Genomic DNA, 13,125 nt, shown 5'->3' on the forward strand with positions numbered 1-13,125 from the left:
GAGGCGTCCCGGCCGTTTCGCAAGTCGATCACCGGGAGTAGCGAGATGGTGTGAAGTCTTGCCGTGGCACCGCTTTTGATCAGAGTGCGGTGCGCGGAACTGCCGTAGTTTTCCGGTTCATGACACCGAAGACCGCACTCAGCGTAGTTGCCGGCGCCCTGCTGATCGGAGGCGGGATGAGCTTCGCCGCGGTGTCCATGTCGGGTGCACCGGCCGCTCCCGCGGAGGAACAGGTCGTGGAGCTCGTCAACCAGGCCCGCGCCACCGCCGGGTGCGGACCGCTCACCGTCGACGGCCGCCTGACCCGCGCCGCGACCGAGCACAGCACCGACATGGCCCAGCGCGGCTACTTCAGCCACACCACGCCCGAAGGCGTCACCTTCGGCCAGCGCCTGCGCGACGCGGGTTATCCCGCTCCCGGCGCGGAGAACATCGCCCGCGGCCACACCAGCGCCGACCAGGTCGTCGACGACTGGCTGAGGTCCCGCGGCCACCGCAAGAACATCATGGACTGCTCCCTGCGCACCATCGGAGTGGGAATCGAGACCTCGGGCCACTACTGGACGCAGGACTTCGGGCGCTAGTCCTCCGGCGGCAGGACGATGTCGAACGTCGTCCTGGTCCAGGTCCGGCCGCCGAGATCGCGGTCGCCGGGGACCGGTGCGGTGGGCGGTTGCCGCTCGAAGCGCTTGATCAGCGACTCCTTGACGCCGAAGACCGCGTCGCGCTCCAGCAGGTCGTCGCCCGCCACGAAGATGTGCGTGACCAGCGTGCGCAGACCCGGTGAGCTGACCATGAAGTGCAGGTGGGAGGCCCGCAGCGGGGAACGGCCGGTGGCCTCCAGCATCGCGCCGACCGGCCCGTCGTGCGGGATCGGGTACGGCGTGGGCGTCAGCGCCCAGAAGCCGTACCAGCCGCGTTCGTCGGCGAACAGGTGCGCGCGGGCCGCGGTCCGGTCGTCGGAGTACTGCACGTCGTAGAAGCCGTCCTCGTCGGCCTCCCACACCTCGATCCGCGCGCCCGGCACCGGGCTCCCGTCGATGTCGGTGACGGTGCCCTCCACCCAGCACGGCTCGCCCGCCGCGCCGCCGGAGATGTCACCGCCCAGCTCCGCCCGGGGCGAGCCCTCGACGAAGAACGGTCCGAAAACCGTTGCCTCGGTGGCGTTCCCGCGCGCCTCGTTGTTGACCGCGATGGTCTGCATCGAGGCGCCCAGCACGTCGGAGAGCAGGATGAACTCCTGCCGTCGGTCGTCGGTGATGTGCCCGGCGGCGGTGAGGAACGCGATCGCGGCCTCCCACTCGCGCTGGGTCAGCCGCACGTCGCGGATGAACGAGTGCAGGTGCGTCACCAGCGAGCGCAGCACCTCCCGCAGGCGCTCGTCCTCGGTGCCGTCGAAGCTGGCCAGCACCTTGGCGAGCAGCTCCTCCTCGGCTCGGCGCTGCCGCTCGGCGTCGCTGGTCCCGTCGGTCATGAGCCCTCCGGTGCGGATCCCGCCCAGGCGGCCGCGAGCAGCGCCCGCACCCCGCCGGTGGTGGCGGGGCGGGGGTTGGACGCCGGGACCGCCGCCACCGACAGCTCGGTGGCCTCGTCCAGGTTCGATTCCCGCAAACCGATGTCGCGCAACGCCTTCGGCGCACCGAGCCGGTCGCGCAGCGCGACCAGCGAGGCCACCGCGTCGGTGCCGCCCAGGGCCTGGGTGATGCGCTCGGCGGCCTGCGGGGCGGCCGCTGCGTTGAACGCCAGCACGTGCGGCAGCACGATCGCGTGGGTCTGGGCGTGCGGCAGGTCGTAGGTGCCGCCCAGGACGTGGCAGATCTTGTGGTGCATGCCGGACCCGGCCGAGGCGAACGCCACCGCCGACAGGTAGGCGCCGTGCAGCGCCAGGTCGCGGCCCTCCACGTCCTGCGGGTCGGCCACGATCTTCGGCAGCCCGGCGGCCAGGGTCCGCATCCCCTCGGTGGCCAGCGCCGCGTTGATCGGGTCGGCGCGCGGCGCCCACAGCGAGTCCACGCAGTGCGCGAGCCCGTTGAGCCCGGAGGCCACCGACAGCTCGACCGGCAGCGCGCGGGTGAGCTCGGCGTCGTAGACGACGGTGCGCGGCAGCACCCGGTCGTCGACACCGGTGGTCTTGCGGGCGGCCTCGGTCAGGCCCCACACGTTGGTGGCCTCCGAGCCGGCGTAGGTGGTGGGCACGGCCACGATGGGCAGGCCGCTGGTCAGCGCGATCGCCTTGGCCAGGCCGGTGGTGGACCCGCCGCCGACGCACACCAGCAGGTCGACGCCGTGCTGGGCCGCGGCTGCCCGGGCCTTCTCGGCCTTGTCGACGGGCACGTGCGGCGCGACGTCGTCGTAGTGCAGGGCCACGTCGATGCCGGTCGTGATGCGGCGGGCGAGCTCGGCCTCGCCGGTCCCGGCGATCACCATCACCGCCTTCGCCCCGCGCTCGCGCACCTCGTCGGCGACGTTGGCCGCGGCGCCGCCGGCGCCGAACCGGACCCGCTGGCCCAGCGTCGTGTGGTCGAATTCCAGGCTCACGCCTCACCTCCGGGCTTGAGGATTCCGGTCAGCACGTCGGTCAGGGCGGCCACCGGATCGTCGGCCATGCGGTGGGAGCGCCAGCAGACGTGCTTGTCGGGACGCACCAGCACCGCCCCATCCTCGTGGACCTCGCGGCCGGCCGCCCAGTCGAAGTACAGGTCGGTCACCTCGCGGCCGGGACCGATCACCACCGCTTCCAGCGGCACGCCCAGCTCCTCGGCGACCTGCCGGGCGGCCTCGGCCCACGCCTGCCCGGAGATGCCGGTGAACAGGGTGAACCGGTCGTATCCGGCGATATCGTGGGTCGAGAGCGTCTTCGCGGCGTCGCCGACCCACACGTGCGGGAGGCGTGCTCCCGGCACGGTGCTGGGCCGGTAGTACAGCTCCGGGTCGCGGTCGGACTCCGGGCGCGGCGAGCCGTCGGAGGCGATGGCGGTGGAGGTGTAGAACTGGCCCATCTCGACGCCGTGCGCGTTGAACTCGTAGTTCTTGAGCTCCATCGCGTGCCGCAGCGCCTCGCGCCGCCGGGCGCCCTCGGGGGAGTCGGCGGCGCGCTCGGCGATCTTGGCGCGCATCTGCTCCTCGGTGTCGCCGTCCTCGATGCCCAGGGCGTCGAAGATCTGGCCGAACTCGCGGGCGCTCCGGTTGGCCCGGCGGACGATCTGCTCGGCCACCGGGGCCCGCTCGGCGGAGTAGGTCTCCAGCAGGTCCGCCGAGGCCCAGCCGCGCAGCACCGCCGCGATCTTCCAGGCGAGGTTGTAGGAGTCCTGCACGGAGGTGTTGGAGCCGAGCCCGTTCGACGGCGGGTGCTTGTGGACGGCGTCGCCGGCGCAGAACACCCGGCCGGACTGCAGGTGGGTGGCCCACTGCTCGTTGTTGCCCCACAGCGAGTAGCCGGTGATCTCCACGTCCAGGTCGGCCACGCCGAGCAGGTTGCGCACGATCTGCCGCGCCGCGTCGTCGTCGAGCTCCGGCGGTGGTCCGCTGATGTCGTAGCCCCACACGATCAGCCACTCGTCCCACGGCCGGACCATGCGCACCAGGCCGGTGCCGATGCCGCCGATGTTCGAGCCGGGCTGGATCACCCAGTACAGCACCGACGGCCGGTGCGCGACGAGATCGCTGATGTCGGCCTTGAAGGTGATGTTCATCGACCCGGCGATGTCCATCCGGCCCTGGTAGGGCAGCCCGATGTCGGCGGCGACCTTCGATCGCGCACCGTCGGCGCCGATCAGGTACCGGGCGCGGATGTCGTACTCGTGGCCGGTGAGCCGGTCGCGCACCCGTGCGGTCACGCCGTCGGCGTCCTGGGTGTGCGAGAGGTACTCGGTGGAGAAGCTGGTGTGCGAGCCGCGCTCGGTGGCGTTCTTGACCAGGATCGGTTCGAGGTAGGTCTGCGGGATGTCGCAGTTCAGCGACGGCGAGGCCAGCTCGTAGTCGGCGTGCCGGGCGGGGTGGGTGCCCCAGGTGCGGATGCGGCCGATCTCGTCACCGGCGATGGACGTGCAGAAGACGGTGTCGCCCATCTGGTCGTGCGGTGTGGCCTCGGCGAGCACCTGCTCCTCGATGCCGAGGTCGCGGAAGATCTCCATCGTGCGCTGGTTGGTGATGTGCGCCCGAGGGGTGTTGGCGGTCCAGCGGTACTTGGTGACCACGATGTTGGACACCCCGAGGCTGGACAGGAACAGCGCCGCCGACGCCCCGGCTGGCCCGGAGCCGATGATCAGCACCTCGGTCTCCACCGCGCTCGTGGTGGGAACCTCGGTGTCGGCCGAGCCGTCGTTGAACTCCATCGCGTCGGTCCTCCCGCAGTGCGCCGTCCGTTCGGCACGATGCCACGCCCCAGAACGTCCGAGCCCCCGACGGCGCGAACGGTCAACACCCCGTCGCGAATGGGCAATTCCCGCCGTCGGTGTGCAACGCGGCTCGGCGGCGGGGCCGCGGTGGCGGGGGAGAGGGCAGGGGACGGTTTTTCCTCGAATCACCCATGATCAAAGTCCCTTTTGTCCGGTTAATTCGAGGAAAAACTGCCCTCTGCCGAGTTCAGCTCCGGCGGAGCGGTGGTGGGGTGCGCACCGCGACCTCGGGCAGGGGTTCGGTGACGGGTTCGACGTCGACGTGGGTGCGCTGTCCCGCGCAGCCCTGGGAGAGGCGCGACGAGCCGACGTCCTCGGTGAGGACGTTCGGGTTGCCGTGTGCGCAGAGGTCCCGGCCCGGGTGCCGGGGGTCGGGCTGCGGGTCGAACCAGGCTCCGGTGGGCAGCACCGCCACGCCGGGGCGGACGCGGTCGCTGAGGCGGGCCCCGGCCAGGCACGCGCCGCGGTCGTTGAACACCCGCACCACCGTCCCGTCGGTGATGCCGCGCGCGGCCGCGTCGTCGGGGTGCAGCGTGATCGGCTCCCGACCGGCCACCTTGGAGTCGCGGCTGACCGCGCCCACGTCGCCCTGCCCGTGCAGCCGGGTCGGCGGCTGGTTCGCGATCAGGTGCAGCGGCGCCCGACGCTCCTGCGGCAGCCACACCGGATGCCCCGGGCAGTCCTCGTAGCCGAAGGAATCCACCGTCTCCGAGAACAGCTCGATCCGGCCGCTGGGGGTGTGCAGCCGTTCCCGCTCGGGGTCCCGGCGGAACCGCACCAGCGGCGGGTCCTCCGGCATCGCGGGCAGCTTCACCTCGCCGAGCCGCCAGAAGATGTCGAAGTCCGGCAGGTCGTGGCCCTGCTGCACCAGCGGCGCCCGCCACTTCTCGTAGAGGTGCTCCAGCCAGCCCCGCGCGCCGCGGCCCTCGGTGAAGCGCTGCCGCACCCCGAGCCGCTCGGCGAGCCCGGCCAGGATCGCGTAGTCGTCGCGGGCCTCGCCGACCGGATCCAGCACCCGGTGCATCGCCGTGAGATGCGTGTCGCGGCGCCCGGCGCCGAGGTCCTCGCGCTCCAGCGTCGTGGTCGCCGGCAGCACCACGTCGGCGTGCCGGGCGGTGGCCGTCCAGTGCGTCTCGTGCACCACCACCGTCTCCGGCCGCGCGAACGCCCGCCGCAGCCGGGTGAGGTCCTGGTGGTGGTGGAACGGGTTGCCGCCCGCCCAGTGCACCAGCCGGATGTCGGGGTAGGTCAGCCGCTGCCCGTTGTAGTCGAACTCCGCGCCCGGGTCGAGCAGCATGTCGGCGATGCGCGCGACCGGGATGAACGAGCTCACCGGGTTCGGGCCCTGCGGCAGCGTCGGCAGGTGCAGCACCGGCCCGTCGGCGCCGACTTCGGCCATCGACCCGTAGCCGTGCCCGAAACCACCGCCGGGAAGCCCGATCTGACCGAGCATCGCCGCCAGCGCGATCCCCGCCCACACCGGCTGCTCGCCGCCGCGCGTGCGCTGCAGCGACCAGGTGACGGTCACCAGCGTCCGGCCGGTCGGCATCCGCCGCGCCAGCTCGCGGATGTCGGCGGCGGCGATCCCGCAGATCTCCGCCGCCCACTCGGGTGTCTTCGGCACGCCGTCGGAGGAACCCAGCAGGTAGGCCGCGAAGACGTCGAAACCCGTGCAGCAGCGCGACAGGAACTCGGTGTCGTGCAGGTCCTCGGTCAGCAGCACGTGCGCCAGGGCCAGCTGCATCGCCACGTCGGTGCCCGGCTCGATCGAATACCAGCGGCCCCCCGCGGGCACGTCGTCGGCCAGCGGGCTGATCGAGGCCACCGCCACCCCGGGATCAGCGGCCGCCGCCGCGCTGGTGTGGCGGCTGACCCCGCCCGGCGAGACCGACAGGTTCTTGGTTGGCAGACCGCCGAAGGCCACGATCAGGTCCGCGTGCTCGCGCACCGTCGCCCAGCTGTCGGCGTAGCCCAGCACCGCCGCCGCGCTGCCCACCACGTGCGGCAGCAGCACCTGCGAGGTCCCGAAGCTGTAGTTGTTCCGCGAAGCCGTGTAGCCGCCGATGGTGTTGAGGAACCGGTGCAGCTGGCTCTGCGCGTGGTGGAACCGGCCCGCGCTGCTCCAGCCGTAGGAACCGCCGTAGATCGCCTCGTTGCCCGACTCGGTGCGCACCCGGTCCAGCTGCGCGGCCACCAGGTCCAGCGCCGTGTCCCAGTCGACCTCGACGAACTCGTCCCGCCCGCGCTGCGCCGACGGTCCTGGCCCGCCGAGCAGCCAGCCGCGCCGCACGGCCGGGCGCAGCACCCGCGTGTCGTGCCGGGCGATCCCGGGCACGTTGCCCAGCAGGGGAGAGGGCGCCGGGTCGTCCGGGTGCGGCCGCACCCGGACACCGCCGTCACCGTCGGACGTCGCCTGGTAAGCGCCCCAGTGCGCGGTCGTGGGCACCCACTGCTCGGTCGACATCGTCCCGCCCTCCCGTGGCCGGACGTGCTCCGACCTGCGCAATCGTGGCCGCGCCCGATGTTACCCGGGCTCGGAGAACGTCATCGACGCCTCGGCGTGGACCTGGTCGGAGCGCACCGAGAACGTCCCGTCGGACTCGCCGCACACCAGGACCGGGTCGCCGGAGAACACCGGGCGCCGCAGCCGGAACGACACGCCGGTGACCTCGCGGTGCTCGCGGGCCAGCTCGGACATGAGCAGCACCAGCAGCGGGCCGTGCACCACGAGCCCCGGGTAGGCCTCCACCTCGCGGCAGTAGGGCTCGTCGTAGTGGATGCGGTGAGTGTTGGCGGTCAGCGCGCTGAACCGGAACAGCCGCGTCGGCTCCCCGGTGAACCGCTGCTGCCAGGCCGCGGTGGAGTCCGGGAAGTCGGTGGGGCGCAACCGGTTCGGACTCTTCGCCTCGCTCTCGCCGCTACGGTAGACGTAGTCGACCTCCTCGGTGAGCCGCAGCCGCCCGTCCTGGTGGAACTCGCGGCGCTCGGTCACGAACGCCATCTCGCCCGAACGGCCCTGCTTGACCGCGACGCCGCCGAGCTCGGTGGTGCGCTCGGCCGGGGTGCCCAGCCGGATCGGCTCGGTGATCGCGACCCGGCCACCGGCGAACATCCGGCGCCGGTCGGGCACCGGCGGCAGGAAGTCCCCGTCCAGCGGGTGGCCGTCCGGGCCGAGCTCGGAGTGCGGCGGCCAGGTCAGGAAGTGCACCCAGTGCCACAGCGGCGGCAGCTCGTCGACCGGGGCCGGGACCTCCAGCACGTGGGCCAGCGCGCGGGCCTGCTCCGGCGCCATCGCGTCGTGCTCGACCACCGGCCGCGGGTGCCAGTCCCGCAGGAACTCCTCCAGCACCGTATCCCTCCAACACCGTTGACGTGGGGACCCGGTCATCCAAACATGCCGAACCGCCTCAGCGGAGGTAGACGCGGGCGGGGTCGACGTCCTCGCGCAGCATGCGGAGCTCGTCCTCGGTGGGCGGTGCGATCTCGGTCAGCTCCGAGTCCACCCGCAGGTCCCAGCCGGTGGCCGCGCGGACCTCGTCGACGGTGACGCCCGGGTGCGTGGCCACCAGTCGCAGCTCCTCGCCGACGCCGTCGCGGGCGAGGATGCCCAGGTCGGTGATGACGCGCGTGACCCCCTTGCCGCGCGGCCGGATCCCGTCGGCCAGCGCCCGGTCCGGTCCGGGCGAGGTGCAGAAGTCCAGCTCGGCGGTGAACGAGCGCGGATCGTGGCGGCGCATCACCACGAACACCTCACCCGAGTTGGCCATCACCTCCATCGCGCCGCCCGAACCCGGCAACCGCACCTTCGGGGCGTGCCAGTCGCCGATCACCGAGGAGTTGAGGTTGCCGAACCGGTCGATCTGCGCCGCGCCGAGGAACCCGACGTCGATGCGCCCGCCCTGCAGCACGTAGCCGAACAGCGCGGTCATCGGCAGCACCGCCTCCGAGTCGGTGATCAGCACCGCGTCGGCGATGGTCTCCGGCAGCTGGGCCGGGTGCGCGCCGCACACCCCGGACTCGTAGACGATCTCCACCTCCGGGGCCACCGTCAGCTGCGCCAGCGACACCGCCAGCGTGGGCAGGCCGATCCCGGCGAAGACCGTGTTCGCCCCGGCCAGTTCGCGCGAGGCGACCGCGGCCAGCAGTTCCGACGACGTGATGCTCATCGACCTCTCCTCACAGCCTGCGGCCGTAGTTGACCGGCTCGCTCCACGCCTCGCCCACGGCCAGCTCCGCCCAGCGCTCCTCGCCGAGCTTGGCGACGTAGGCGGCGTGATCGGCGGTGCCGCGCACCCACTCGTCCAGCCAGTCGCGCAGCCGCTGCGGATCAGCGCTGATCTGCGACCACTCCCGGTAGAACGCCCCGTCGCGGTCGTAGTAGCCCTGCACGAACGCCGGGTGCGCCCCGCGCGGGCAGGCCACCACGGCGTCCACGGCGTGGGCGGGGATGACCGTGCGGTTCGGGTCGGAGCGGATGACCTCGTCGGCCACCACCTCCTCGACCACCACGATCGCCTTGCGCGCCGCGTAGACCGCCTCGGCCTGGATGCCGGTGAGCCCCCAGACCTGGGTGTTGCCGGACCGGTCGGCGCGTTGGGCCTGCACGATCGTCACGTCCGGGTTCAGCGGCGGCACCACGTAGATCTGCTCCTCGCCGCCGTCCGGCGCGGGATACGGCGAGGTGACCTTGCGGATGCTCGGGTTGACCGCCGGGACGTCGCTGCCGGCGTAGGAGCGCAGCGGGTAGAACGGCAGCCGCTGGGCCCCGGCCAGGTAGCGGCAGATCATGCCGTAGTGGCTGTACTCCTCGAACGCCAGCGCCCCGGCCTCCACCCGGCGGCGCAGCTCGCCGAGCGACCCGGCGGTGGAGTTGCCGACGAACGACGAGATCAGCCTGCTCACGCAGTCCCCGGCGATGAGCTGGTCGGTGACGACGTCGGCGGTCATCCGCGCGATCGTGAGGTCGCGGCGGCCCTGCCGGATGATCTCGTGCCCGGCCGCGGTCGGGATCAGGTGCGTGAAGCCCTCCAGCGACACGGTGGCGCCGTCGGTGACGAACTCGGCGATGGCCTCCCGCATCGAGGTGGTCTTGTCGGGCTGCGGCATCGGTGGCCCCCAAGGTCTCGCGGTGTGCGGCTCACCCTGCCACCCCGGATTGAGACAGGTCCAATACCGAATTAGTGTCAGATCAAGAGCCCGGGCGAATGGATCGAGGAGGGGATGGGTGTGGAGCTGCGCTACCTGACCGCGTTCGTCGCGGTCGCCGAGGAACTGCACTTCGGCCGCGCCGCCCAGCGCCTGCGGATGGCCCAGCCGCCGCTGAGCCAGCAGATCAGGCAGCTGGAGAAGGAGCTGGGCGTGAAGCTGTTCGAGCGCAACACCCGCTCGGTGCGGCTCACCAACGCCGGCGAGTCCTTCCTGGAGCCCGCCCGCACCGTCCTCGACGACGTCGACATGGCCGTCGGCGCCGCCAAGGCCGCCGGGCGCGGCGAGTACGGCCGGGTCACCGTCGGCTTCGCCGGCGCCTCCAGCCACGAGGCGTTGCCGCTGCTCACCCGCGCGGTCCGCGCCGCGCACCCGGGCCTGGAGCTGGTGATGCGCGGGCAGACCTACGCCGACGTGGCGCTGGCCCGCGTGGCCGACGGCACCCTGGATCTCGGGTTCGTGCGGCTGCCGGTGAACCAGCCGGGGGTCGACACCCGTGTGATCGAGGTGGAGGAGCTGATCTGCGCGCTGCCCACCGATCACCGGCTGGCCGGGCTCGACCGCGTCCCGATCGCCGAACTCGCCGACGAGCCGTTCGTCAGCTTCCCCTCCAACGCCGGGTCGACGCTGCGGGACGCCCTGGTGAAGGCCTGCGTCGCAGGCGGTTTCACCCCGCGCGTGGTGCAGGAGGCGCCGGACTCCTACACGATCCTCGCCCTGGTCGCGGCCGGTGTCGGCGTGACGCTGACGCTGACCTCCTGCCAGCACATCCAGCAGACCGGGCTCGTCTACCGCGAGCTCGCCGGCGAGCCCACGCGGCTTCGCGCCGCCCTGGCCTGGCGCTCCGACAACACCAACGCCGCGCTGCACACGGTCCTCGGCATCGCCGAAACCGCCCTGCCCACCCCGGATTGATCCGAATCCGATCTCAATCCGCCACCGATCTTGTATTGGACGCTGTCGCGTTCGGGCTGCCACCGTTGCTGCGATCACACCGGATTCGAAGGGGAATTCATTGAGCAGCGCGCGCACGGCGAACCGTGCCGGGGTCGGGGCCTTCATCGGCTCGACCATCGAGTGGTTCGACTTCTACATCTACGGCACGGCGTCAGCGCTGGTCTTCGACAAGGTCTTCTTCCCCGAGCTCGACGGCGCGCTGGGAACGCTGGTCGCGTTCGCGACGTTCTGGGTCGGCTTCCTCGCCCGGCCGATCGGCGGCATCGTCTTCGGCCACATCGGAGACCGGTTGGGGCGCAAGAAGACCCTGGTCATCACGCTGCTGATGATGGGCGTCGCGACCACCGCGATCGGTCTGCTGCCCGGTTACGCCCAGATCGGGGTGTGGGCGCCGATCCTGCTGGTGTGCATCCGGATGGTGCAGGGCATCGGGCTCGGCGGTGAGTGGGGCGGCTCGGTGCTCATCGCCTCCGAGCACGCGCCCAAGGGCAAGTCGATCCTGTACGGCGCCTTCGCCCAGCAGGGCTCGCCGGTCGGCAACACCCTGAGCACCGTCTGCTTCCTGCTGATCAGCAGGCTGCCCGAACCCGACATGCTCAGCTGGGGCTGGCGGATCCCGTTCCTGGCCTCGGCGGCGCTGGTCGTGGTGGGGCTGTTCATCCGGCTGCGGGTCACCGAGTCCCCGGCGATGGCGCGGCTCATCGAGTCCAAGCGCACCGCGAAGCTGCCGGTGTGGGAGGTCGTGCGCTCGCACCCGGGGCTGCTCGCGCTGGGCATCGGGGCGTGCACGATCGGGCTGTCGGCGACCTACTTCAAGTCGACGTTCGCGCTGGCCTGGGCCACCGGCGACCTCGGGTTCGCCAAGACCGACTTCCTGACGATCATCCTGGTCGCCAACATCGCCCAGATCGTGGTGCAGCCCTTCGGTGCGGTGATCGCCACCCGGATGCGCAGCCTGTCCCGCGCGGTGACGTTGATGCTGCTGCCGGAGGTCGTGCTGCTGCCGCTGATGTTCCTGCTCATCGCCACCGGGAACTACTGGCTGGCGATGGCCGGTGTCGCGGTGGCCACGGTGCCGCACTGCCTGTACTACGCGGCGATGGCCGGCATCCTCGCCGGGCGGTTCCCCGCCGAGGTGCGCTACACCGGGCTCTCGCTCTGCTACCAGCTGTGCGGGACGCTGCTGGGCGGGACGACGCCGGTGGTGGGCCAGTTCCTGCTGAGCGCGTCGGGGTCGATCAACGTCGTCATCGCCTACGCGCTGTTCCAGGTGCTGCTCACGCTGGGCTGCGTGCTGGCGCTGCTGCGGCGGCCCGATCACGACGAGCGCAGTCACGAGGAGCGCAGTCACGACGAACGCGAGAACCCGGGAGGCGAACGTGACCGGAGCACGCTGGACCCGGCGGCCGGAGGGGTCCAACTGGGGTGAGTTCGGCCCCGGCGACACCCGCGGCCGCATGAACCTGCTGACCCCGGAGCGGGTGCGCGCCGCGGCCGTCGAGGTGCGCGAGGGGATCAGCCACGCGCTGAGCCTGCCGCTGACGCTGCCGGGCGGGAACGCGTTGAACCCCAACCGGTTCCCGCCCGCGCTGCGCCCGACGCGGCGGTTCGGGGAGATCAACTTCAACTACCGGCTGGGGCAGCGGGTCGAGGGCGCCACCGACGTCCTCTGCGACGACCTCGTCGTGCTGCACCTGCAGTACTCGACGCAGTGGGACTCCTTCGCGCACGCCGGGGCCCTGTTCGACGCCGACGGCGACGGGGTCCCGGAACCGGTGTTCTACAACGGGTTCCGCGCGGGGAGGACGTCGTCGGGCCGTCGGTGCTGGCCGACTCCGGGACCGGGGAGCTGCACGAGCGCACCACCTCCAGCGGCGGGCCGCTGGGCATCGACAACCTCGCCCGGTCCGGGGCGCAGGGTCGGGGCGTGCTCATCGACCTGCACCGGCACCTCGGTGACGAGCGCGCGGTGGTCGGCTACGACACCCTCGCCGAGATCATGGCCGCCGACGGCGTCGAGGTCGAGGAGGGCGACATGGTCTGCCTGCACACGGGATTCGCCCAGCGCCTCATCGACATGGACGGCGACCCCGACCCGGACGTCCTGCACGGCGCCTGCCCGGCTCTGGACGGCCGCGACGAACGGCTCCTCCGGTGGATCACCGACTCCGGCCTGTCAGCCCTGATCGCCGACAACTACGCGGTGGAGCAATACCCGGCCACCCCGGCCGAACCCCCGGCCCCGGCCCTCCCGCTGCACCACCACTGCCTGTTCAAGCTCGGCGTCCACCTCGGCGAGCTCTGGCACCTGACACCCCTCGCAGCCGACCTGCACCGCCTGCACCGCTCCCGCTTCCTCCTCACCGCCCCACCCCTCAACCTCCCCGGCGCCGTCGGCTCGCCCACCACCCCCGTAGCCACCCTCTGACCCCGCTGCCTCCCTCTGACCCCGTTGCCTCGGTTCCGGGGAGCGCGTGCGTCACCAGGGGACGGTTTTTCCTCGAATTGACCGGATATTTCGGACACTGATCATGGGTGATTCGAGGAAAAACCGTCCCCTCCGCAG

The 13,125-nt window shown here is 71.9% G+C and carries 11 protein-coding genes; 4 read left to right on the forward strand and 7 right to left on the reverse strand.

Annotated elements, in window-relative coordinates; all coding sequences use genetic code 11:
* The first annotated feature begins 119 nt into the window (after positions 1–119).
* Positions 120–584, forward strand: a complete 465-nt coding sequence (locus REH65_RS01285) for a CAP domain-containing protein (protein WP_406690890.1) — start codon at positions 120–122, stop codon at positions 582–584.
* Here REH65_RS01285 and REH65_RS01290 read toward each other — a convergent pair.
* From REH65_RS01290 to REH65_RS01320, 7 genes are all read right to left on the reverse strand, one after another.
* On the reverse strand, positions 581–1,474 hold the full coding sequence (locus tag REH65_RS01290; protein ID WP_406690891.1) for a dioxygenase: 894 nt from the start codon (positions 1,472–1,474) through the stop codon (positions 581–583). The two genes, REH65_RS01285 and REH65_RS01290, sit on opposite strands and share 4 nt — an antisense overlap.
* A complete protein-coding gene (locus REH65_RS01295; protein ID WP_406690892.1) occupies positions 1,471–2,538 on the reverse strand; it encodes a maleylacetate reductase in 1,068 nt (355 codons plus the stop codon). Before REH65_RS01295 ends, REH65_RS01290 begins: the two co-directional genes overlap by 4 nt.
* On the reverse strand, positions 2,535–4,334 hold the full coding sequence (locus tag REH65_RS01300) for an FAD-dependent oxidoreductase (RefSeq protein WP_406690893.1): 1,800 nt from the start codon (positions 4,332–4,334) through the stop codon (positions 2,535–2,537). Before REH65_RS01300 ends, REH65_RS01295 begins: the two co-directional genes overlap by 4 nt.
* 250 nt (positions 4,335–4,584) lie before the next feature.
* Entirely contained in the window at positions 4,585–6,861 is a 2,277-nt protein-coding gene (locus tag REH65_RS01305; protein WP_406690894.1) for a molybdopterin-dependent oxidoreductase, read from the reverse strand.
* Between the two features lie 60 nt (positions 6,862–6,921).
* Complete coding sequence (locus REH65_RS01310) at positions 6,922–7,746, reverse strand: hypothetical protein (protein ID WP_406690895.1); 825 nt, start codon at positions 7,744–7,746, stop codon at positions 6,922–6,924.
* 58 nt (positions 7,747–7,804) lie between these two features.
* Positions 7,805–8,563 carry a CoA-transferase subunit beta gene (locus REH65_RS01315; protein ID WP_406690896.1) on the reverse strand — a complete coding sequence of 253 codons (759 nt, stop codon included), beginning with the start codon at positions 8,561–8,563 and terminating at the stop codon, positions 7,805–7,807.
* Positions 8,564–8,573: 10 nt separating this feature from the next.
* Positions 8,574–9,503 (reverse strand): CoA transferase subunit A, encoded by a 930-nt coding sequence (locus tag REH65_RS01320; RefSeq protein WP_406690897.1) that lies wholly within the window; start codon positions 9,501–9,503, stop codon positions 8,574–8,576.
* A 120-nt stretch (positions 9,504–9,623) separates the two neighbouring features.
* Here REH65_RS01320 and REH65_RS01325 point away from each other — a divergent pair, with 120 nt between their 5' ends.
* From REH65_RS01325 to REH65_RS01335, 3 genes are all read left to right on the forward strand, one after another.
* Positions 9,624–10,517, forward strand: a complete 894-nt coding sequence (locus tag REH65_RS01325; RefSeq protein WP_281454646.1) for a LysR family transcriptional regulator — start codon at positions 9,624–9,626, stop codon at positions 10,515–10,517.
* Positions 10,518–10,617: 100 nt separating this feature from the next.
* Positions 10,618–11,988: an MFS transporter gene (locus tag REH65_RS01330; RefSeq protein WP_406690898.1), complete on the forward strand. Its 1,371-nt coding sequence runs from the start codon at positions 10,618–10,620 to the stop codon at positions 11,986–11,988.
* 393 nt (positions 11,989–12,381) lie between these two features.
* The gene (locus REH65_RS01335) at positions 12,382–12,987 is read left to right on the forward strand and encodes a cyclase family protein (RefSeq protein WP_406690899.1); all 606 of its coding nucleotides are present in this window, start codon (positions 12,382–12,384) and stop codon (positions 12,985–12,987) included.
* Positions 12,988–13,125: the final 138 nt, after the last annotated feature.

The organism is Saccharopolyspora sp. ID03-671 (assembly GCF_045278815.1).
Classification (GTDB): domain Bacteria; phylum Actinomycetota; class Actinomycetes; order Mycobacteriales; family Pseudonocardiaceae; genus Saccharopolyspora; species Saccharopolyspora ipomoeae.